Source organism: Pseudarthrobacter sp. IC2-21, from assembly GCF_034048115.1.
Lineage (GTDB): Bacteria > Actinomycetota > Actinomycetes > Actinomycetales > Micrococcaceae > Arthrobacter > Arthrobacter naphthalenicus.
In genome coordinates this window covers 3,557,599-3,577,924 of sequence record NZ_CP139145.1, presented here as the reverse complement: position 1 = coordinate 3,577,924, position 20,326 = coordinate 3,557,599, and the positions used below count along the sequence as shown (strand labels likewise).

Annotated in this window: 20 protein-coding genes; 10 read left to right on the top strand and 10 right to left on the bottom strand. The window is 66.4% G+C overall.

Annotated elements, in window-relative coordinates; translation table 11 throughout:
- Window positions 1-175: 175 nt before the first annotated feature.
- From SBP01_RS16550 to SBP01_RS16535, 4 genes are all read left to right on the top strand, one after another.
- A complete protein-coding gene (locus SBP01_RS16550) occupies window positions 176-508 on the top strand; it encodes an ArsR/SmtB family transcription factor (protein WP_275215536.1) in 333 nt (110 codons plus the stop codon).
- Window positions 509-520: 12 nt separating this feature from the next.
- On the top strand, window positions 521-1,021 hold the full coding sequence (locus SBP01_RS16545) for an SRPBCC domain-containing protein (protein ID WP_320536547.1): 501 nt from the start codon (window positions 521-523) through the stop codon (window positions 1,019-1,021).
- A gap of 107 nt (window positions 1,022-1,128) precedes the next feature.
- Window positions 1,129-1,656: a hypothetical protein gene (locus tag SBP01_RS16540; RefSeq protein WP_320536546.1), complete on the top strand. Its 528-nt coding sequence runs from the start codon at window positions 1,129-1,131 to the stop codon at window positions 1,654-1,656.
- A 4-nt stretch (window positions 1,657-1,660) separates the two neighbouring features.
- Window positions 1,661-3,349, top strand: coding sequence for a long-chain-fatty-acid--CoA ligase (locus SBP01_RS16535; RefSeq protein WP_320536545.1), 1,689 nt, complete (start codon window positions 1,661-1,663; stop codon window positions 3,347-3,349).
- Between the two features lie 140 nt (window positions 3,350-3,489).
- Here SBP01_RS16535 and SBP01_RS16530 read toward each other — a convergent pair whose 3' ends face one another.
- The 3 genes from SBP01_RS16530 to SBP01_RS16520 all read right to left on the bottom strand — a co-directional run bounded on the left by SBP01_RS16530 (window position 3,490) and on the right by SBP01_RS16520 (window position 4,961).
- Entirely contained in the window at window positions 3,490-4,131 is a 642-nt protein-coding gene (locus tag SBP01_RS16530) for an NADPH-dependent F420 reductase (protein WP_320536544.1), read from the bottom strand.
- Window positions 4,132-4,242: 111 nt separating this feature from the next.
- Entirely contained in the window at window positions 4,243-4,725 is a 483-nt protein-coding gene (locus SBP01_RS16525; protein ID WP_320536543.1) for a substrate-binding domain-containing protein, read from the bottom strand.
- Window positions 4,722-4,961, bottom strand: coding sequence for a hypothetical protein (locus SBP01_RS16520; protein ID WP_320536542.1), 240 nt, complete (start codon window positions 4,959-4,961; stop codon window positions 4,722-4,724). Before SBP01_RS16520 ends, SBP01_RS16525 begins: the two co-directional genes overlap by 4 nt.
- Window positions 4,962-5,193: 232 nt before the next feature.
- Between SBP01_RS16520 and SBP01_RS16515 the strand changes: the two genes are divergently transcribed.
- Window positions 5,194-5,787, top strand: a complete 594-nt coding sequence (locus SBP01_RS16515) for a DUF1992 domain-containing protein (RefSeq protein WP_320536541.1) — start codon at window positions 5,194-5,196, stop codon at window positions 5,785-5,787.
- 67 nt (window positions 5,788-5,854) lie between these two features.
- Here SBP01_RS16515 and SBP01_RS16510 read toward each other — a convergent pair whose 3' ends face one another.
- Window positions 5,855-8,008 carry a transglycosylase domain-containing protein gene (locus SBP01_RS16510; RefSeq protein WP_320536540.1) on the bottom strand — a complete coding sequence of 718 codons (2,154 nt, stop codon included), beginning with the start codon at window positions 8,006-8,008 and terminating at the stop codon, window positions 5,855-5,857.
- Window positions 8,009-8,231: 223 nt separating this feature from the next.
- On the opposite strand from SBP01_RS16510, the gene SBP01_RS16505 reads away from it, so the two are divergent.
- Window positions 8,232-8,858, top strand: a complete 627-nt coding sequence (locus tag SBP01_RS16505) for a PadR family transcriptional regulator (RefSeq protein ID WP_320536539.1) — start codon at window positions 8,232-8,234, stop codon at window positions 8,856-8,858.
- 24 nt (window positions 8,859-8,882) lie between these two features.
- Here the strand turns inward: SBP01_RS16505 and SBP01_RS16500 are convergent, their stop codons facing one another.
- From SBP01_RS16500 to SBP01_RS16475, 6 genes are all read right to left on the bottom strand, one after another.
- Window positions 8,883-10,607 (bottom strand): CocE/NonD family hydrolase, encoded by a 1,725-nt coding sequence (locus tag SBP01_RS16500; RefSeq protein ID WP_320536538.1) that lies wholly within the window; start codon window positions 10,605-10,607, stop codon window positions 8,883-8,885.
- On the bottom strand, window positions 10,600-11,568 hold the full coding sequence (locus SBP01_RS16495; protein ID WP_320536537.1) for an MBL fold metallo-hydrolase: 969 nt from the start codon (window positions 11,566-11,568) through the stop codon (window positions 10,600-10,602). The genes SBP01_RS16500 and SBP01_RS16495 overlap by 8 nt, the downstream gene beginning before the upstream one ends.
- Entirely contained in the window at window positions 11,565-12,494 is a 930-nt protein-coding gene (locus tag SBP01_RS16490) for an alpha/beta hydrolase (RefSeq protein WP_320536536.1), read from the bottom strand. Before SBP01_RS16490 ends, SBP01_RS16495 begins: the two co-directional genes overlap by 4 nt.
- A gap of 5 nt (window positions 12,495-12,499) precedes the next feature.
- Window positions 12,500-13,642 (bottom strand): FAD-dependent monooxygenase, encoded by a 1,143-nt coding sequence (locus SBP01_RS16485; protein WP_320536535.1) that lies wholly within the window; start codon window positions 13,640-13,642, stop codon window positions 12,500-12,502.
- A gap of 61 nt (window positions 13,643-13,703) precedes the next feature.
- On the bottom strand, window positions 13,704-14,657 hold the full coding sequence (locus SBP01_RS16480) for a phosphotriesterase (RefSeq protein WP_275215523.1): 954 nt from the start codon (window positions 14,655-14,657) through the stop codon (window positions 13,704-13,706).
- A gap of 52 nt (window positions 14,658-14,709) precedes the next feature.
- The gene (locus tag SBP01_RS16475; RefSeq protein ID WP_320536534.1) at window positions 14,710-15,720 is read right to left on the bottom strand and encodes a phosphotriesterase; all 1,011 of its coding nucleotides are present in this window, start codon (window positions 15,718-15,720) and stop codon (window positions 14,710-14,712) included.
- A gap of 246 nt (window positions 15,721-15,966) precedes the next feature.
- On the opposite strand from SBP01_RS16475, the gene SBP01_RS16470 reads away from it, so the two are divergent.
- Genes SBP01_RS16470 through SBP01_RS16455 form a run of 4 tightly spaced genes read left to right on the top strand, consistent with a single transcriptional unit; the run spans window position 15,967 to window position 20,313 of the window.
- Window positions 15,967-17,694, top strand: a complete 1,728-nt coding sequence (locus SBP01_RS16470; RefSeq protein WP_320536533.1) for an MFS transporter — start codon at window positions 15,967-15,969, stop codon at window positions 17,692-17,694.
- A gap of 56 nt (window positions 17,695-17,750) precedes the next feature.
- Window positions 17,751-18,923, top strand: a complete 1,173-nt coding sequence (locus tag SBP01_RS16465) for a cytochrome P450 (protein ID WP_275215520.1) — start codon at window positions 17,751-17,753, stop codon at window positions 18,921-18,923.
- On the top strand, window positions 18,920-19,114 hold the full coding sequence (locus SBP01_RS16460; RefSeq protein ID WP_275215519.1) for a ferredoxin: 195 nt from the start codon (window positions 18,920-18,922) through the stop codon (window positions 19,112-19,114). The genes SBP01_RS16465 and SBP01_RS16460 overlap by 4 nt, the downstream gene beginning before the upstream one ends.
- A complete protein-coding gene (locus SBP01_RS16455) occupies window positions 19,111-20,313 on the top strand; it encodes an NAD(P)/FAD-dependent oxidoreductase (RefSeq protein ID WP_320536528.1) in 1,203 nt (400 codons plus the stop codon). The genes SBP01_RS16460 and SBP01_RS16455 overlap by 4 nt, the downstream gene beginning before the upstream one ends.
- Window positions 20,314-20,326 lie beyond the last annotated feature (13 nt).

Below are 20,326 nucleotides of genomic sequence, written 5' to 3'. Positions count from 1 at the left end.
CACTCACGGTCGTGGGACAGGACCGCCTGCAAAAGATTGGCCTGCCGGGCTTCGCCGAGAGTGCACTTCGCGGCAGTGTTCCGCCCCGGGACCAGCGCCAAGTGCACTCTCGTGGAGACGGTCCGGGGAGGAACCCGTTGACACTCCCGGAGCGCCCGGCGTATCGTACAACCAAATGGTTGTAGATCAGCTCAGTGATGCGGACGTTGACCGCCTGTTCCAGGCCCTCGCGGACGGAACCCGCCGTGACATCGTCCGGCGGGTGACCGTCGCGGAGTACTCCGTCTCCGGCCTTGCTGCGCTCTATGCCATGAGTTTCGCCGCCGTCCAGAAGCACGTGGCGGTGTTGGAGCGCGCATCCCTTGTCGCCAAGGAAAAGCGCGGAAGGGAGCAGATCGTGCGGGGCAATCACGAAGGGTTGCAGAAGGCCCGCCGGCTGCTTGATGAGTACGAGGCGATCTGGCGGCAGCGCGCCGGGCGGATCGCGGACATTCTGGCTGAAGGATAGGAAGGTACGGCAATGCCTGTTATCGGTACCACCAAGAATCTCGAGGCACTCAGTCTCACGCTCGTCGCGGAGTTCGACGCCGCCGTCGACCGCGTCTGGCAGGTCTGGGAAGACCCCCGGCAGCTTGAGCGCTGGTGGGGGCCGCCCAACTATCCGGCCACGTTTGACCGGTTCGACTTTCAGCCCGGAGGGAAGGCCGACTATTACATGACCACCCCTGAAGGCGAGAAGCCCCGCGGGTGGTGGCGGTTCACCGCCATCGAGGCGCCGCGGAAGCTCGAGTTCGATGACGGCTTCGCTGACGAGTCCGGCGCGCCCGTGGACGCCATGGGAACCGCCCATGCAGCCGTGGACCTCGAAGACATCGGCGGCCGCACCCGGATGACCATCCTGTCCACCTTCGAATCCGAAGAACAGATGGAGGAAATGGTCAAGATGGGCATGGAGGAAGGCCTCAAGGAGGCCGCAGGCCAGATCGACGCCATCCTCGCGGCATCTGCCCGCGCGGTTTAGCCGCCGGCAGGGCCCGGCGCAGGGGCGGCCAAAGCGCTTTTTAGCGGCGGCGGGCCGGTGGTGCAAGAATCAACGTGAACCGCCGCCGTCGAGCCGAGGAGCGCCACATGTCTGAATTGCCGGATCATCTCAACGAATGGGCCGTGCTGTGGAGCCGTGTCCGCGGCGCCGGGCCCGCCGCCAACGGTTCCGCTGTTTTTGTCCCCGCGGAAGCCGATGATTCCGAGGCGCGGACCCAAGCCCAGGAGGGGGGACTCCCGCTCCTGGGCGATTACCTCTTCCTGACGGCCGCCACGGCCGAGATCGCCGCGGCCCACTCCCTTCCGGAAAATGCCCAGGTGGCTTCGGCTCCCATGGAGGACTACGACGTCGCCGAGATCTCCGTGTTCGACCATCCCGTGGGCGGCGGCCGCATCAGTGTCGGGGAGCAGGCCGCGGTCATCGGCAACCTCAGGTTCGAGACCGCGCAGGACAGGGACGCGTACGAGCCGGCTCTGCTGGCAACCCTCGCCGAGGAAGCCTTCCTTCACGGTGCCCGCACACTGATCCTCATTGTGGACCCGGACGAGGCCGACCGCTTCCTGGCCTCTGGCTGGACCGCGGCGGGGCGAGTGCTCAGTTTCGGGCAGGCCTGAAGCCGTGGAAGACGTGGATGTGCAGCCGTGGGTGAAGAACTACCAGCCCGGCGTGCCGGCAGAGATTCAGCTGCCGACAGAGTCCCTGACGGCCATGCTGGAACGCTCCGTGGCCGAAGCCGGCACTCGCCCGGCGCTGGAGTTCTTCGGCCGGCGCACCAGCTATGCGGAACTCGGGGAGCAGGTGGACCGTGCCGCCGAAGGCCTCCGGCTGCTGGGCGTCCGGGCCGGGGACCGTGTGGCCCTGATCCTGCCGAACTGTCCCCAGCATGTGGTTGCCTTCTATGCCGTACTCCGACTGGGCGCGGTGGTGGTGGAGCACAACCCGCTGTACACCTCGCGGGAGCTCCGCCACCAGTTTGAGGACCACCAGGCGAGGGTGGTCATTACATGGGACAAGGCGGCCGCTGCCATCCGGGAGTTTCCGGCCGACATCGAGATTGACCATGTTGTCTCGGTCAACCTCCTGGCGGCGTTCCCCGCCATCAAACGCCTGGCGCTGGGCCTGCCCGTGGGGAAGCTGCGTGACACCAGGGCGTCCCTGACGGCCCCGGCTCCCGGTACCATGCCGTGGAAGCACCTCCTGGACCACGGCCGGATTGACCCCGCCCACCCGGGGCCCGCGGTGGAGGATCTGGCGGTCATCCAGTACACCTCCGGGACGACGGGCAGGCCCAAGGGCGCCATGCTCACCCACTTCAACCTCTACGCCAACGCCCTCCAGGGGGAGGCCTGGATGCAGGGCGCCGAGTACGGCAAGGAGATCCTTTACGCCATCCTGCCGATGTTCCACGCCTTCGGCATGACCCTGTACCTGACGTTCGGCATCCGCAAGCAGGGGCTGCTGGTGCTCTTCCCCAAGTTCGACACTGACCTGGTGCTCGCAGCCATGAAGAAGTCGCCGGCCACCGTCTACTGCGCGGTGCCGCCGATCTACGAACGGACCGCGATGGCGGCGAGGGAAAAGGGGGTTTCGCTGCGCAGCTGCAAGTACTGCATCTCCGGGGCCATGAACCTGCCGGACCACGTGGTGGAACTTTGGGAGTCCGTGTCCGGGGGCCTGCTGGTGGAGGGCTACGGGATGACCGAATCCTCACCGGTAGCGCTGGGCAACCCTTTCCACCCGAGCCGGCGGCCGGGGACCATCGGCGTCCCGTTCCCGTCCACCCTGATGAAGGTGGTGGAGCTCGATGACCCCGGCACTGAGGTGGCGCCCGGCCAGCAGGGTGAGCTGCTGATCAGGGGCCCGCAGGTCTTCAAAGGCTATTGGAACAACCCGGAGGAAACGGCCAAAACGCTGACTGCCGATGGCTGGCTGCGGACCGGAGACATTGTCACGGTCGATGCGGACGGTTTTGCCACCGTGGTGGACCGTGCGAAGGAGCTGATCATCACGGGCGGGTTCAACGTCTCGCCCAGTGAGGTGGAATCCGTCCTGCGGCTCCATCCGGACGTGAAGGACGCGGCCGTGATCGGCAAACCGCTGGAACGCGGCGGCGAACTGGTCGCGGCGGCCGTTGAACTCGAACCGGGCACAGCACTGGATGAGGAAGCCCTGCGCGCCCACTGCCGGGAGCACTTGGCCGGGTACAAGGTGCCCCGCCGCATTGTGGAAATCCAGGACATGCCACGTTCCATGCTGGGCAAGATCCTCCGAAGGCAGGTCCGGGACCAGGTGCTTCCGCAGCTTTAGCAGCCCCTAACCAGGTTGCCGGGCGCCCGGAGGGCAAGCCCCGGGCCCGTCTCGTGTTCCGGCGCCTCAGCTTCCGGAACAAAAAGGAAGGGCACGACGGCGGGAGGTCCCGCGCGTCGTGCCCTTGCTTTTGGGTTTGGCTACTTGGTGATGGCGAGCCCGGTGTCCCAGTTGAAGTCCGCGAACGCCGGGTTGGCCTGCACGGTCATGACGACGAACTGGAAGCCCTCGAGTTCACGGGAGCGCTTGAGCGGGCCCACTACCAGGGGGCGCATGCCCGCGGCGCTGACGAAGCTGCTGACGGCCTGGGTGGCCTCGGCGTTGTCACCGGCGATGAAGACGTCCAGCGGCTTACCGCCGGACTCGCCCGCCACCAGGGTGCTGGCGAAGGTGGTGTTGAACGCCTTGACGACGTTGACCCCGGCCGGGGCCAGTGCCGCGATCTCCTCGGCAGCCGAGGAACCCGGCTCCACCACGAGGGAATCAAAGGTTTCGAAGTTCACGGGGTTGGTAATGTCCACCACCGTCTTGCCGGCGAGCTGGTCGCCGTAGGCGCTGACAACAGCCTTGGCCGCATCGAACGGGACGGCGAGGACCACGATGCTGCCCTGCGGGGCGCCGGCCGTGGTGCCGAAGCTGACGTCTGCGCCGAGTTCGTTGGCGAGAGCCTGCGCCTTGGCGGCGTCCTGGCCGAGGATTTCGACCTTCTTTCCTGCTGCGATGGCGCGGCTGGCGATGCCGCGGGCCATGTTGCCGTTGCCAATGATGGTGATGTCAGTCATGGTGTTCTTCTTTCCGAAAAGGCGGGCGAGGAAGTTTTGCATCAGATTCTGTTCTGCTTGAGGATTACTACTTGAAGCTACAACTAAATATAGATCTATAAAGTTGAACCGTCAAGCTTTTTCGGAAAATACTTCCAGTCCGTTTGCCGCGCAGGCTGAGCGCGCCTCGGGGCCGTGCAGGAACGCACGCAACTCCTGGCCTCCCGCCGCCAGGGATACGCCCCCCAGCGCTGTGGAGAAGTCGGTGTACTCCTGGATGTCCTCCGGAAGCGGGCCGACAACAGTGGCCTCGGGAACCAGGATCAGCTCGCTGAGTTGATGGATGGCAAGGTCCGCGCGGCCGTCCAGGAGCGCCGCTGCGGTGGGCCCGGAGTCAACCACGGTGGCCCTGGCCTTCACCTCTCCGGCAATCCCCAGCCCTTCCAGCAGTCCGGCGAAGTAGATGCCGCTCGGGCCGCTGCGGGAATAGGCCACCGAGCGGGCGCTGGTCACGGCGCTGACAAAGGCATCCACGGTGCTGATGTCCGGAACCGGCGCGTCCGGCGGAACGGCCACGCCCACCCCTGTCCGGGCGAGGGGGCGGAGCCCGGTCACGATGTGCGCTGCAGCCAGGTCCGCGAGGGTGCCGGTGATTTTGCCATCACATCCGGGCGGGCGCCGGCCTCGATCCTGGTCAGCAGCCTGAACGTGGGTTCATAGACTGCCTCCACCGGGTGGCCGCCCGCTGCGATGTATGCGGGAAGGATGGTTTGCTCCACTGCCTGTTTCAGCGCAAAGGCGCAGAACAGTGTGAGGGCGGGGGTGTCGGGGCCGGCAGCCGGGGTGTTCATCGGGGTCCTCATCTCGTCAGTGGTCTTCGAAGCATCGCACGCTCACACCCGGAGTTGCCCTTCGGCACCGCGTCCGGCCACTCATAAATGCAATGGCGCATCTTCACCGCCTCCGGCTGGAAAAGTATGCTGGCTTTGTGATCCTGATGGGCAGGCGGGCGGGGTGGATGCCGGGCCCCCGTTCGGCGGTGAGTGGCGCCGTGGGGGTCGGCGCGGAGGGAGCGGCAGTCTTATGAGCGGCGGGACGGGATCCTTCCGGCGCCGGCTGGAGCGGGCCGCCGAGCTGCGGTCCTACCGCGGCGCCGGCATCAGCGCCGAAGAGGAGGCCGCACTTGAAGCGGCCGAGGCGCGGGAACGGGAAAAGCGCAAGAAGGTGGACGATGCCCGCCGGGTGGAATACCTGATCCGGGATGCCATGGCGCAGGGCAAGTTCGACAACCTCAAGTATGCGGGGAAACCCATTCCGGGGCTGGGGGAGGCTTACGATCCTGACTGGTGGGTTAAGGGGCTGATCCAGCGGGAGAATCTCAGCGGACTCGGGCCCAAAGCCATCCTTCTGCGCACTGAGGACGCCGGGCTGGACGGCCGGCTCGATGCCCTGTTCACCGAAAAGCAGGTCCGCGACATGGTGGCTGACTTCAACGCCCGGGTGATCGACGCCCGCCGCCAACTCCAGGGCGGGCCTCCGGTCATCACGAAAACCCGGGACGTGGACGCCGAGGTGGCCCGCTGGCACGAGCGCCGGGCATCCCGTGCCGCGGCGGCTGTGCCCGAACCGGAGCCTAAGCCGTCCTGGTGGCGGCGCCTCTGGCGCGGTACCACCTAGCGCAGTTCTACCTAGCGCAGTCCTACCTAGCGCAGTCCTACCTGGCGCAGCACTACCTGAGTGGGCGCTACGGTTTGGTCATGGATGCCGGCGGCGGCGGGAACGGGTTTGCCGGATACAGCGGCGTTACCTGCACCATGTAATTGGCCCATTGCGGCCCGGCGATCATCCAGCCGTCCAGCCGGGGGTAGAAGGTTCCGTTGATGGTCACGTTCTGGCCCGAACGCTTCTGGCCCTCCAGCGCATCCCCGAAGAACGACGCGGTGGCCAGGCCCGAGGTGTAGCCCACCACCCACGTGGAGCCATTGTTGTTGGAGGTGCCGGTCTTGGCCGCCGTGGGCCGCTTGTCATGGACCTTCGGGTTGATCCAGACGCCGGAGCCCTTGGTCAGCACATCCTGCAGTACCGCGTTGACCCCGCGTGCCACGTCGGGTTTGACGGCATCGCGGCATTCGCTGGGTTGCGCCGGGAGCTTGCCGCCGGCCGCGTCTGTGACATCGACCAGCGCCACGGGGGCGCAGTATTTGCCGTCATTGGCGAAGGTGGCAAAGGCGTTGGCCAGATGGAGCGGCGCCACGCCGGTGGCACCGAGCAGGTTGCCCAACTGGTGCATGTTGATCTGGGCACCGTCCAGCCCGCTATGAAGGCCCACGGCGTCCACCATCTTCTGGATACCGCAGAAGTCCAGCTGGGCGGCCGCGGCGAACGTTGCAGTGTTAATGGAGTTGTACAGCCCATAGTTGACCGGCATGGGGCGGTAGAAGCCGTCCTCCGCGTTCTGCAGGTCGTCCGCGGCGCCCAGCTGCGGGTTGTTCTGCGCCGTGCTGTAGGCCCCCAGAACTTTTCCGCAGCTGGACCGCCACGGGAAACCCAGCGGATACACCCGCCGGGACGCGTCCACCACGGCAGTCATGGACTTGCCTTCGTTGAGCCATTCAGCAAAGGTAAACGGCTTCATTGTTGACCCTGGCTGGAAGCCGCCGGCGCCGTTAAGGTCATTGCCTTGAGGGTCCTTGGCGTCAACGTTGAAATTCAGCTGGGTGTCGAACTTTCCGTCCGCGGGCAGGAATACCGTGTTCTGTGCCATGGCCAGGATCTTCCCGGTGCCAGGTTGAACCGTCACCAGGGCTGCCCCCCAATGGTCCGGGTTGGGCCCCGCAGTGCCATCCACCTGTGCCTGTGCGGCGGCCTGCAGCCTGCTGTCCAGGGTGGTGGTGATGGTGAGCCCCCCGCGGTAGAGCCTCCGCTGCCGCTCGAGCAGGCTCGACCCGTAGGCGGGGTTATTGAGGATCAGGTGCGAGATGTAATCGCAGAAATAGGGTGCCATGGCCGCATTGGCGCACCCCTGCCGCTCCGGCGTGATCTTCAGCTCTATGGGGGCGGCCGCAGCTTCATCGTGCTGGGCCTGGGTGATTTTGCGGTGTTTGAGCATCTCGTCGAGCACCTGGTTGCGGCGGCCCTTCGAGTTCTCCGGGTTAACTGCGGGGTTGTAGAACGTGGGGCTATTGACCAGCCCGGCGAGCAAGGCCGCCTGCGGAAGCGTCAGATCCTTGGCGGTGGTGCTGAAGAAATAGCGGGAAGCTGCTTCCACACCGAAGGCGTCGCTGTTGAAGAAGACGATGTTCAGGTAGCCCTCCAGGATCTGGTCCTTGGTGAACTTCTTCTCCAGCGCGACGGCCAGCTTCATCTCCCGCAGTTTGTCGCCCATGTCCTTCTGGCCGCTGAGGATGACCTCGTTGCCCTTGTCCTGGGACAGCCGCGCTTCGTTGATGACATTGGTGACGTACTGCTGGGTGATGGTGGACGCCCCTTGCTTGCCCCCGGACGTCACATTGGACAGGAACGCCCGGAGGATGCCCTGGGGGTCAATGCCGGCGTGCTCGTAAAAGCGGCTGTCCTCGATGGCCACGATGCCGTCCCTGATGAACGGAGACATGTTGGCCAGCGGGACCCGGACCCGGTTTTCGGCGTAGAACGTGGCGATCGTCTGACCATCGGACGTGAGCACCCTGGTGGTTTGCGACGGCGGCTGGACCGTGAGTTCCTCGGGGAGGCTGTCAAAGAATCCGATGGAGGTGCTGACCCCCAGGCCTGCGGCGGCGACGGCCGGGGCCACCAGGCTGGCGGCAAGGACGCCGCACAATGCGCTCGCAGTAAAGAAACCGAGGATCCTTCCCAGGGTCCCCGCCAGGCGGTGCCCGTGCTTCCTTTTCTTCGCCATTCTTCAGCCCTCAAGCTTGCGACGTGTGATCAGGATACGCCGCTGAACCTGCCGCATCCAGATGCCTGCTGAACTGTTGGCTTCGCGGAAAATTCTTGGCCCGGGGACCCCTGCCGACCCTTGCCGTCCCCCGATTTACCGATATATCTTTAACTGTCGGTGATAGGTTCACCGGTGCGAAAACTGATCACGAAAATCACATGAGCGAAGGGACGATGCCACCATGAAAGGCATTCACGATGACAAGTGTTTGGAACCCCCCTTCGGGCGGGGAAAGTTCGGGCGCGGAAGAGGCCGGCGCGGGCCGCACGGGCACCGCGGCGCAGGCTTTGGCCCGGGATTTGGGCCGCGCGGCGGATTCGGGCCGGGGTTCGGGCCCGGCGGAGGCTTTGGCCCCGGGTTCGGACCAGGTTTCCGGCGGGCCGCCAGGGGCGACGTCCGTTGGGCGATCCTGTCACTTCTGGCTGAAGCCCCCTCCAATGGCTACGGCCTGATCAAGACCATCGCCGAGAAAACCTCGGGTGCGTGGCGGCCCAGCCCGGGATCCGTCTATCCCACGCTCCAGCAGCTGGTGGATGAGGAACTGATCACGCCGCTCAGCGAGGGCCGGCGGACCGACTTTACGCTCACGGATACCGGGAAGGCCTATGTGGCCGAGCACGCCGAGGAGCTGGAGAACGCCTGGAACACCGAGGCTGAAGGATCCGGGCCGGCGTTCCACCAGAGTGTGGGGAAGCTGATGGGCGTCATCCATCAGTTCCGGAGCGCCGCCACCGAAGAGCAGCGCACCGCCGCAATCGAGAAGCTCGACGAAACCCGCCGCGCTCTCTACCGGATCCTGGCCGATTAGCCAGGATCCGGCGTCGGGCGCTGTTTACAGGCCCTTGCGCGCGGTGTACGGCAGGACCAGCCGGGAGGGGTGGGCGGCGTCGCGGTAGATCTTGTGGGTGACGGGCCGCCCCACCGGAAGGTGGAAAGCGTCCGGCGGCAGCAGGGCGTTGTGCTCATCGGCAAGCGGTTCGTCGTTGGACAGCTCCACCACCAGGCGGTGGCCCGGCCTGAAGGTGTTCGCGAACGGGTAGAGCCGCAGTACGTATTCCTCGATCTTCCCCGGCTCCACCGGCACTGAGCGTGTGTGCGGGTGGTACGGGTTGCCCTCGGTGGTGCGCTCGTCGAGCTCGCGGTGTGAAGCCTTCAGGTAGCCGCTGGTGATCAGTTGCCGCTTGCCGTTGGGGGCGTAGTCCCACAGGCGCATGATGAAGTTCGTGTCCGGCTGGTCGATTTCCGCGAAGATGTGCGCGGCACCCGTGCCGATCAGCTCCGTGTCCGTCTCAAAGGCATCGGTGCTCCAAGACAGCATCTCCACCTTGTCCGTGACTGTCAGCGGCGCCTGGTAGAAGCCGTCCGGTGCAGCATATTCCTCGCCCATCGGCTCCGGGTCGGCAGACAGCTTGCTGCGTGGGCGCAGGTACAGGGACGTGTATTCCACGTCCTTCGGCGGCCACTGGTCAGCGGTGACCACCTCACGGGAGCCCTCCACAAAGACACTCACGGCCGGTTCGTCCATCACCCCGTTCTCGATGCCCTTGATCCAGTAGTCGTACCAGCGGAACATCTTGTCGTGCTCCTCGATGAAGGGCCGCGACTGCATGGGCGGGTAGGGGCCGATGTCGAGTTTCTTGGGCCCCTTGAGCGCGTTGTACAGCTCGATGGTGCCGTCCAGGGTCCAGCCGCGGCCCTGGTCGAGCTGCAGGTAGACGGGGATGTCGATGTTCGGGGCCAGGGTGATGGGGTTGCGCTCCTCGTACCAGTCGCCGTCGAGTTCGTTCATCACGATGTCGAACCAGGCCTCGTGGTTCTTCGGGTAGTGCAGGACGTGGACCAGGTTGGGCCATGCTGCGACGTCCGGATCCTGCAGGCGCTCGGCCACGAGCTTCTTCAGTTCATCCGGGGAGTACTTTTCGATCATGCGGGACTTGACGTTGTCCGTGAACGCCCAGCCTGAGTCGCCGCCGCGGCCTTCGCGCGCGGCCCGGGGCATGAACCACATGACGCCGCCGTGGTACGTGGTTTCGTAGAAGTCGTAGTGGCCGCCGGAGACGAAGATCGCCTTCAGGTGCGGCGAGCGTTCGGCCGCCGCGAGGACCTGCATGGAGCCGAAGTAGGAGATGCCCACCATGCCGACGTTGCCGTCGCACCAGGGCTGCGCGGCGACCCACTCGATGAAGTCATACGCGTCCTGGCCAAGGGAAACCCCGCCGGCGTTGTAGTTGCCGATGTGCTCGCCTTCGGACGCGCCGGAGCCGCGCAGATCGCCGATGACGTGGACGTAGTCCTCCTTGACGATCCGGGCGATGTCGCCGGCCTCGATGCAGCCGTCCCACATGGGGCTGGGCCGGCGCTGCGGCGGGGTGGTCAGCGCGAGGGCCTGGAGTTCCTTGCCGTAGGGGCTCAGCGCCACCAGCGCGGGACGCGGCTTGTCATCGGTGCCCTGGTAGGCGTCGGCGGCGAGTTCGATGCCGTCGCGCATGGGGACCCGGAGGTCCTTGCGGACGGCGATCTGATTGCCGCCGGCATTCACGAGCTGGAAGTCATCCACGAGTGCTTATCTCCTCATCATCGGTCAATCGGTCGAACGTGCTGCGGTAGCCGTGCAGCGTGGTGAAGAACGGGGACGGCTCCAAAGTGGGGTCTCCCTGGTAGCCGAGGTCTTCGGCCACGCGGGCGAACGGTGAATACGGCGAGTCCGAATCCTGCAGTCCTTCCTCCAGGCAGGTGCAGGCCGCTTCCTTGACGCGGGCCTCAATCTCCAGGCTGCCTTGGAGCGCTTCCCGGGCCTGATCGGCGTCGAGCTCCACACCGTAGGGTGTGCCGTCCGCGGTCCGGTACGGATGCCCCAGGTAGAGGTGCCGTGGACGGATTTCCCCGGCAAGGTACTGAAGGCTCGAACGGTATCCGGCCGGGTCCACAAACCCGGGGAAACCGTTGGCCGCGCCGTGGACCTGGACGGCGTCACCGACGAACACGTCGTTCTGGCCCTCAATCACATAGGCCACCGAGCCCGGGGTGTGGCCCGGAATCGAATGAACCGAGACGGAGACGTCCCCGCCGAGGGAGATGGTTTCGCCCCCGCGCACCAGCAGGGTGGGCTCCATCTCTCCGGAAATGACCGCGTTGGTGGCCGCCGTCAGCTTTGCCTCGCCGTCCGGGTCATTCAGGTACTGCGCCCGCCCGGACAGATATTCGTCCACATGGGCCCGGCGCGAACGGAGCATCGGCGCGTCGGCCTCGTGGATGACCACCTGCGCCCGGCGACCGGTGAGCTCCCACAGCGCGTAAGCGCCGCCGATGTGGTCGATATGGCCGTGGGTCAGGAAGATCCAGCGGACGTCCTCGATCCGGCGGCCGATCGCCTCCAGCGCCGGCACCATGCCTTCGGACGGCGACGACGCAATTCCCGTGTCCACGATGGCAGGCTCCGGCGCGTCGATGTAGAAGCTGTAGAGTCCGAACCGGCCCCAGGGGGAGACCAGGGGATGGACGGCCACTGATTCCGTCACTGCCCGGCCCTGGTGTTGAGAAAGCCCGCTGCCTCATGGAACGGACGGTAGAACTCCGGGATCCAGGAGAAATTCTGGACGAAGCCGTGGTTTGCCCCGGCGTACCGGCTGACGGTGGCGTCCACGCCGGCCTCCCGCAGGCGCCGGGCGTAGAGCTCGCCTTCGTCCCGCAGCGGATCGTGCTCGGCCGTAATGATGAGGGCCGGCGGCAGTCCGCCGAGATCCCCGCGTTTGATCGGGGAGACCAGGGGATCGGCAGGATCCGCGCCGCTGTTGAGGTAGAAGGCGTTGAACGGCTTCAGACCCGCAGTTTCGAGGCCATACCCGACGGCGTTCTCCCGCAGCGAGGGGTACCGGTCTTCGGCGAAGTCCAGGTCCACGGACGGGTAGAACAGGATCTGGTGCGTGACGCCGTCGAACCCGTCATCGTGGGCCTTGGCGGCGACGGCGGCCACAAAGTTCCCGCCCGAGCTGTCACCCGCGATGGCCAGGTTCCTGCCGTCCCAGCCCAGGGCCTGGCCGTGCTCGGCGGCCCACCGGACCACCGCATAGCAGTCCTCGAGCCCCGCCGGGAAAGCGGCCTCGGGCGCCAGCCGGTAGCCCACCGAGATGACTTTGTAGCCGGTTTCCTTCGCCAGGGCGCGGGCGACGTGGTCGTGGGTGTCCAGGCTGCCCAGGAAGAACGCGCCGCCGTGGAAGTACACCAGGACCCCATACGCGCCCTCGGCGGGCGTGTAAATGCGGACCGGCACCTCGCCGGCCTTGGTGACTGCCGTGACGTCTTCGACGGCGTGAAGCGGCAGCCGGTCCGCCGGCGCGGCTACGTGTGCGGCCTCGGCCGCCCGCATGGCCGCGGGATCAAGCGGCGATCCGTCGGGAGCCGGGATGGCGGCAAGGACTTTGGCGATTTCGGGATGGATGGTCATAACGTTCAGGCCTTCGCCTCTACTGGTTCGTTTGCGGCCGCGGGCTGCTGGGACGTGGGCTTCTGGCCCGGGAAGACGTCGTTGACTTCCTCCTCGCTCCAGCCCTGGCGGGAAATGCGCTGCAGTTCGTCCGTGACGGGTTTGCGGGTCGCCTGGAACAGGGCCAGGGCCTCCTTGACCGAGCCGGCCTGGGCCAGGGCGTCGGCCAGGGCTCCGGCGTCCTCAATGGCGGAGTTGGCACCCTGGCCCTGGTGGTGCAGCATGGAATGCGCCGCGTCACCCATGAGGACCACGGAGTCGGTGTGCCAGGTGTCCACCGGGTCGATGTCGTAGACCGCGCGGATGTTGACGGTGTCCATGTCCAGCCCGCGCGTGATGGCCACGATCCGCTCGTCGAAGCCTTCCACCGTCTTGAGGAGGTCTTCCTTGGTGATGGCGGGCGCCCAGGTGCCGTCCGGGTTCAGGGCGGTGATGTCGAAGGACATCTGGTTGCGGTGGCGCAGCGGCAGGAGGTAGACCTTCGTGCCCTTGCCGATGTACATGCGCAGGTTGTCATCCGTCACCATGCCGTGGGCGTCGTCGGCGGAAGTCACCACCCGGTAGGCGTGCTCGCCGGAGAACACCGGGCCCTTGTCGCTGAAGAGCTGCTCGCGCACCGAGGACTTGATGCCGTCGGCCCCGACCACCAGGTCCGCCTCGGCCGTCTCGCCGTTGGCAAAGGTCAGGACGGAGCGGCCGCCCTTGTCTTCGATGGTCTCCAACCTGTGGCCGAGCTTGACCATGCCCTCGGGGAGGACGCTGAGGAGCGCTTCGATGAAGTCGCGGCGGTGGATGAGGTACGTGTTTTTCTCCTCGCCGAACTCCGGCCAGGTGTCCTTCATGATCGGCTCGCCGGTGGCGGTGAGGATCTCGAAGTAGTCGCTGGCCGAACTCACGTTGGCGATCGCGTCGAAGATGCCCCACTGGCGGAACCGGGCCATGGTGGCGGGGCGCAGGCCGATGCCGGCGCCCACCTCACCCATTTGGGGAGCCTGCTCATAGACCGTGACGTCTGCACCGAGCAGGCTCAGGGCCTTGGCCGCTGCGGCGCCGCCGTAGCCGGCGCCGACGATGGCGATCTTGAGGTTCTTGATGTCTTCAGCCTTCATGGGGGAGTCTCTTTCTTGAGCCAGGCTGCGCCTGGGGAGGTTTTGGTGGTTTTGTCCGGGGTCAGGCGTGGAGTGACAGGAAATCGGCCGGGTTGTCCTCGAGCAGGAGTTTGAGCGTGGCGTCGTCGATGCCGGCCGCGCGCATGTCCGGGATCATGTCCTCGAAGATGTAATTGATGGTGTGTCCCTTGACGCCCGGCCAGCCCAGCGGGCTGCAGTTGGCGTCGGCTGAGACCAGGAGCTTGTCCGCGTACCCCTTGTTGACGAGGTTGACGAAGTGCTCCATGCGTTCGGCGCGTTTACGGCCCCAAAACGGGGGATCCGGAAGTTCGAGGTCGTAGCCGAAGGTGTCGAACCCGATCCGGCCGCCCTGCTCGTAGATCCAGTCGTGCGGGGTGATGGGAGCGTTCAGGCCGTCGTCGGCGTGGCCGAAGAGGACACGGTCGAGGGGTAGCCCCTCCTCGTTGAAGATGGTCACCGCCGGTTCGGGGTCGATGGCCAGGTGAGTGAGGATCGGGGCTCCGGTGACGACGGCGGCGCGGGCCGCGGCGCGGTAGATGCGCTTGTCGAGGTCGGTCATCCGTCCGCCCCGGCTGACGCCCACCTTGATGACGCCGGCCTTGGCGCCGGTGTCGCCGATGCCCACGGTGATCTCGTGAATGAAGACCTTCGTGAGGTAGTCCACGGTGGCGCGGGAGAAATGCGGGAGGGCGGTGTCGCCGCCGACGAAGCCGGTGCTGGCCACGATGTGCACGCCCGTTTTCCGGGACAGGGACCTGTAGTAGTCCACGTCGCGGCCGTTGCAGATCCCGGTGGCATCCACGAAGGTGCCGCCGCCGTATTCGCGGAACTTCCGCAGCTTCGGCACGGTTTCCTCGTAGGCCTGTTCCGGTGTCTTCCACCACTTGGTGTCCAGCTCGGACCCGGGCATGCCGTAGCCGATGTGTTCGTGGACCGCCACGATTTCCAGTTCTTCGGCCGGGATGGTTCCCAGCACGGTGTTGACCTTGGTCATTCGTTCACCTCAGGGGTTTGAAAGCTTGTTGGGGGCTTGGGCGGGCCGGTGCTTAGCGCACGGTCAGCAGGTTGCGGGGGTTGTCCTCGAGGATGCGCCGGGCATCGTCTTCACTCAGGCCGCGGGACTTGAGGAACGGTACAAACGTCGTCAGCACGTGGCTGTAGGGCAGGTTGTAGTCCGGCAGGCCCTTGGCCACGCCGATCGAGTTGCCGGACAGGATGATCCTGTCCGCATGCCCGGCCTTGACCAGCTCGAGCACCAGGTCGGCGCGCTCCTGGTCCGTGACGTAGTCCGCATGGTCGTTGAGTCCCACATGGTCGATGCCCACGAACGCTCCGCGGGCCGCCACCTCGCCGGCGGAGCCCTTGGCGTCCCGGCGGTCGAGATCCCCCACGAGTATCCGGTCGGCCGCAATCTGTTCGTCCAGGACGATGTCCAGGTCGTGCAGGACGTCCGCGCCGAAACGGATGGAGACCGGCACACCGGTGTCCTTAGCGGCGCGGGCCGAGCCGCGGAACAGGCTTTCCTCGGTCGGGGTCATGCCGGCGCGGTCGGCGATGGTGGCCACGATGCCGGCAGCGGCCCGGCGCTCCACCCGGGGAACCACCATTCCCTCGGTGACCTCCTTGCCAAAGAGATCTGCGAACTTCTCCGCCGGCCACGGGGTGGGCGGGTTGGTCTGCGGGGTCAGGAAGTAGCCGCCGAGTTCCTCCTCCGGGCCGAGGCCCGTCGAGGCGACGATGTGGACACCGGTGGAGCGGGACAGTGCCTCGTAGAGCTTGAGGTCCCGGCCGTGGAACATGCCGGTGCTGTCCACGATCGTCCTGCCGCCGTGGGCGCGGAACTCCTTCAGCTTGGCGGCGAGGGTCTCAAAGATCTCCGCCCGGTCCATGGAGATATCCGGGGCGTACTGGGCGCCCGGGAGAACTGACAACAGGGCCTCATGGACCGCGACGACGCCCAGCTCAGAAGCAGGGACGGGACCCAGAACCGTATTGACAGTGGGCCCGGCTGGCCGGTTGGATGCCTCGCCGTTAGCGGCGGGTGCGGTGTGACTCACTTGGCTTCTCCCTTGAAGATGTGGGGCTGAATGCAGGGGCGCCGCGGAGTTCGGTCCGAGCCGCGACTCCGTTGCAATGTAGCCAGCATCACACAATTCTTTACAGAGTGTCAAGGAATTAAACATGACGTCTTAATCGAAGAGGTCATGACTTAATCATGAAGTAGACACTCTTGACATTGTGTAAAGATTGCGATCAGACTGTGGGGAGCGCCACACCTATCCGGAAACAAGGGAGTTTCGTTGATGAACCAGAGCATTCCAGGGACGAGCCGCGGCTCGGTCCGGGCCACCTTCATAGCGGCCTACAGTGCCGTTACCCTCGCGCAGATCACCAACGCCCTGCCGGGCGCCCTGAGCGGCACCTTCGCAGTGGAATTTCACACCTCAGGGGCGGGCCTGACCTGGATTGCGGGCATGTTCCTGATGGGCATTGTGGTGTTTGAGCTCAGCTGGGGACTCCTGGGCGACATGTTCGGACGCAAGAAGCTGCTCTACGTCGGCGCTGTGGTCAGCGTTATCGGCTCTGTGCTGGCCGCACTGGCGCCGACCACCGAAATGATGATCGTTGCCCAAGCTGTCGGCGGCATCGGGGCGGGCATCCTCTTCCCCATCTCGCTGTCCATGATCGCGGCGATCACCCCGGACCACCGGGCCAGGGCAAAGGTCATCGCCACCTGGGCGGGGTTTCTGTCCCTCGGCGCGGTGATTTCACCAGTGCTCGCCGGCTTCACGGCGCAGGTCTTCACCGTGCCGGGCGCTGCTCCGGGTGCGCCCAATGAGTTCAGCGGCTGGCGGGCGGCCTACCTGGTTGCCGCCGGCATTGCCGTGCTGGTGCTCCTCGTCGCCCTCCGGGCGAAGGACTCTGCAGCCGCAGAAGGGCGCAAGCTGGACCTGCCCGGCCAGTTCACGCTCGCACTTGGCCTCATCGCCGTTCTTTACGCCACGGTGACAGCGGTGGATGCCGGCTTCGGCAGCGCCCCGGTGATCGCAAGCTACCTCGCCGGTGTGGTCCTCCTGGCCGCCTTCGTCGTCATCGAATCTCGCACGGCGGAGCCGCTCATCCACCTGTCCCTGTTCAAGAACAGCGCCTACTCGATCACCGGCATTGTGGCGGTCACGGGCATGTTCGCGTTCCTCGCCATTTGCTTCAGCACCAGCGTCGCCGTCAGCGGACTCGCCCTGGCCGAAACCTGGAAGATCGGCGTGCTCTTCGTCTTCATCCAGGGTCCCGCCTTCGCCTTTATCCCGGTGGTGGGATGGCTCATCCACCATGTGGCCCCGCGCTGGGTCCTCACCGCTGGATTCGCCCTCATGGCCGTCGCCGGTTTCTGGCTCTCGACGTTCGCCCTCGGCACCCCCGAGGCCTTCGGCGGCACCCCGTGGACCGCGTTCATTCCGCCGCTTCTGGTGCTTGGCATCGGGTTCGCCCTGACGGTCGGGTCCGTCACTGCCGTAGCCATCAACACGGTCCCGCCCCGGCAAATCGGCATGGCCTCGGCAACAACCAACCTGCTGCGCGACCTCGGCTTCGCCCTCGGCCCCGTCGTCGGCTCAGCGATCGCCTTCGGCATTGGAGCCACCGCCTTTGCCGGACCCCTTGCCGGGATCCTCAGCGGTGCAGGCTTGCCGGCGGAAGCCGTCAGCGGGCTGTCAAACGTGCCGCCCCTGGGTTTCCTCTCCGGCTGGGACGGCGTCATCGCGCAGTTCGCCGGCCAGGCAACGGCTGGCGGCGCGCCGGCCCAGGCGGTCGACGGCATGGTCCAGGCACTCGCCTCGGCCCAGCCCCGGATCCAGGGCGTGGCGGGGACCTCCCTCGGCGAAGGCTTCCAGGCTGTGTACTTCGCAGCCGGTATCGCTGCCGCACTCTCTGCCGTCCTTACCCTCTTCATTTCCGCACGGTCCTCGGCGCCGTCAGCCGATGACATCGCCGTAACCACCGCAGCACACGCCGAGGCCGCCGTCGTCGACTGACGGAAGCCGGCATCGACCACCACCCACCTGCCACCATGATCCGCAAGGAGAACACCATGACTGCACCGATCGAATCAGACATCGACATTTGGGCTGACGATATCCTCGTCGATCCCTACCCCACCTACGCCGAGCTCCGCGAGCAGGCTGCGGTGGTCCACCTGCCCAAGAATGACCTCTACGTCCTGACCCGCTATGACGTCATCCGCGACGCCCTCGCCGATCCGGAAGCCTTCTCGTCCACCAGCATCGGCTTCAACCCCATGGTGAACGAGGCGCTGCAGGGCACCTCGCTGGCCTCCGATCCGCCCGTGCACACACAGCTCCGTGCCACGCTCTCGCAGAACCTCACCCCGCGGGCACTCCGCGGCCTGAAGGTGGTCATCGACGACAAGGCGGACAGGCTCGTCGCGGGGCTCGCCGGCAGCGGGAGCTTCGAGGCCATCGACGCCCTGGCCCGGGCGTTCCCGATCGAAATCGTTGCCGACCTCATCGGTTTCCAGGGACATGTCAAGGACAACATGCTTCGTTGGGGCCAGGCCGCCATGCAGGTCATCGGCCCGCTGAACCAGCGCACCCAGGAGAGCTTCCCCATCGCCGGCGAGCTCTATGGCTGGTGCTCGTCGGTTACTGCCGAAGACCTCGCCCCCGGCTCCATCGGCCGCGGGATCTTCGACGCCGAGGGCAGGGGTGAGATTCCCGCCGGCACCGCAGGCCACATCATCCATCAGTACCTCGGCGCCGGCGTGGACACCACCATCGCCGCCATCGGCAACATCATTGCGCTGTTTGGCCGCCACCCGGAGCAGTTTGAGCTGGTCCGGGGGAACCCGGAGCTCGTCCCCGCGGCCTTCGCCGAGGTGCTCCGTTACTGGGCACCGGTCCATATCTGGGGCCGCAAGGCAACCCGCGACGTCGAGATTGACGGCGTGACCATCCCCGCTGGCGCGCAGGTGGGCATCCTCTTCGGCGCCGGGAACCGGGACCCGCGGCACTACGAAAATCCGGACACCTTCGACATCGCGCGCAACCCGGTGGACCACCTGAGTTTCGGCTACGGGCCGCACGGCTGCGCCGGCCAGGGCCTGGCCAGGCTTGAAGCGCACGCCATCATTGAAGCCCTGGCACGACGGGTTCAGTCATTGACCATCGGGGAAGCGGTTCGGGAGCCGAGCAACATCACCCGGAGCATCGAGAAGCTCGAGGTAGTAAAGGTAGTGGCAGCATGAGGATCGAACTGGACCGGCCGCGCTGCGAGGGCCACGGCCTCTGCGAGGAAGCCGCGCCCAAGCTCATGCACCTGGATGACGACGGCGAACTGGTCATCGATGTGCCGGAGGTTGACGGAGTGGAGCTGGAGGCCGCGAAGGCCGCCGTCAGGATCTGCCCGGTGGCCGCACTGCGTTTGGCCGCGGCATGAGCATGCGCCGGATCGTGGTGGTGGGCAACGGGATCGCCGGACTCACGGCGTGCGACGCGCTGCGCACCGCCGGCTTCGACGGTGAGCTGACCGTTGTGGGCGCGGAGCGGCACCAGCCCTACAGCCGGCCTGCCCTGTCGAAAGCCCTGCTTCACGGGGACGAGGACCTGCAGGCCCACGAACTGCCCCAGCCCACCCACGAAGCCACCGAGATGCTCGGCGTCAGCGCCATCGGCCTGGACGCCGACGCCCGCCTGGTGCGCCTGGAAGGGGGCGGTGAGCTGCCGTATGACGGCCTGGTCATCGCCTCCGGATCCCGGGCGAAGCGCCTGGGCTTCGCCCGCGCCGGCTCCGCCCGCGCCGGGTCCGGGCCGCACGCCCGGGAGCTCACGCTGCGCACCATCGAAGATGCGGTCCTGCTGAAGGAACGCGTCGCCTCGCAGCCGTCCGTCATCATCATCGGCGGCGGCCCGCTGGGCATGGAGGTCGCCTCCGGGTGCCTCCACGCGGGCTGCGAGGTCACCCTCGTCTCGAACGCGATGCCGCTGTCACCTCAGCTGGGCGGGCACCTCGCCGGGATCTTCACCTCCGCCGCCATCCAACGGGGACTGCGGGTGGTGGAAGGAGGCACGGCCCGCATCGCGGATTCCGCCGGCAGCCCGCGGGTTGTCCTTGCCGACGGCACCACGCTGACGGCTGACCTCGTGGTCACCGCCATCGGCGACGAGCCGAATACCGGGTGGCTTGCCGGCTCCGGTCTCCTGGCCGGGAGCTCAGTGCGGGTGGATTCACGCGGGCGGCTTCGGCCGGATATTGTGGCCGCCGGGGACGTGGCGTTCTTTCCCACCACCCGGGGTGTTCAGCGCATCCCGCTGTGGACCAGCGCCATCGACCAGGCCAAGGCCGCCGCCGTCGGCCTGCTCCAAGGCGACGCCGCACCCGAATTCAGCTTCCAGCCGTACTTCTGGACGGAGGGCTTCGGCCTGTCGCTGAAGGCGGTGGGCTTCACCCCGGTGGCCGGGAGTCCCGATTTCTGTGAACCCGGCGACGGTGCGGACTCCATGCTGCTGCGCTGGGACAACGGGGACGGCTCCGGCACAGCCGCGGCGATCAACTATCGGATCCCCATCCCGAAGCTGCGCCGGCTGGCCAACACGGGCCCGGAAACGCTGCGGCGGACCGTGCCGGCGGGGGTCTGATGTGTCCGGCTGC

Excerpts from the sequence above, each read along its gene's own strand:
- SBP01_RS16550 (WP_275215536.1), top strand. The coding sequence starts at position 176 with ATGGTTGTAGATCAGCTCAGTGATGCGGACGTTGACCGCCTGTTCCAG.
- SBP01_RS16455 (WP_320536528.1), top strand. The coding sequence starts at position 19,111 with ATGAGCATGCGCCGGATCGTGGTGGTGGGCAACGGGATCGCCGGACTC.
- SBP01_RS16465 (WP_275215520.1), top strand. The coding sequence starts at position 17,751 with ATGACTGCACCGATCGAATCAGACATCGACATTTGGGCTGACGATATC.
- SBP01_RS16470 (WP_320536533.1), top strand. The coding sequence starts at position 15,967 with ATGAACCAGAGCATTCCAGGGACGAGCCGCGGCTCGGTCCGGGCCACC.
- SBP01_RS16515 (WP_320536541.1), top strand. The coding sequence starts at position 5,194 with ATGAGCGGCGGGACGGGATCCTTCCGGCGCCGGCTGGAGCGGGCCGCC.
- SBP01_RS16530 (WP_320536544.1), bottom strand. The coding sequence starts at position 4,131 with ATGACTGACATCACCATCATTGGCAACGGCAACATGGCCCGCGGCATC.
- SBP01_RS16485 (WP_320536535.1), bottom strand. The coding sequence starts at position 13,642 with ATGAAGGCTGAAGACATCAAGAACCTCAAGATCGCCATCGTCGGCGCC.
- SBP01_RS16460 (WP_275215519.1), top strand. The coding sequence starts at position 18,920 with ATGAGGATCGAACTGGACCGGCCGCGCTGCGAGGGCCACGGCCTCTGC.
- SBP01_RS16480 (WP_275215523.1), bottom strand. The coding sequence starts at position 14,657 with ATGACCAAGGTCAACACCGTGCTGGGAACCATCCCGGCCGAAGAACTG.
- SBP01_RS16520 (WP_320536542.1), bottom strand. The coding sequence starts at position 4,961 with ATGAACACCCCGGCTGCCGGCCCCGACACCCCCGCCCTCACACTGTTC.
- SBP01_RS16505 (WP_320536539.1), top strand. The coding sequence starts at position 8,232 with ATGAAAGGCATTCACGATGACAAGTGTTTGGAACCCCCCTTCGGGCGG.
- SBP01_RS16510 (WP_320536540.1), bottom strand. The coding sequence starts at position 8,008 with ATGGCGAAGAAAAGGAAGCACGGGCACCGCCTGGCGGGGACCCTGGGA.
- SBP01_RS16545 (WP_320536547.1), top strand. The coding sequence starts at position 521 with ATGCCTGTTATCGGTACCACCAAGAATCTCGAGGCACTCAGTCTCACG.
- SBP01_RS16490 (WP_320536536.1), bottom strand. The coding sequence starts at position 12,494 with ATGACCATCCATCCCGAAATCGCCAAAGTCCTTGCCGCCATCCCGGCT.
- SBP01_RS16540 (WP_320536546.1), top strand. The coding sequence starts at position 1,129 with ATGTCTGAATTGCCGGATCATCTCAACGAATGGGCCGTGCTGTGGAGC.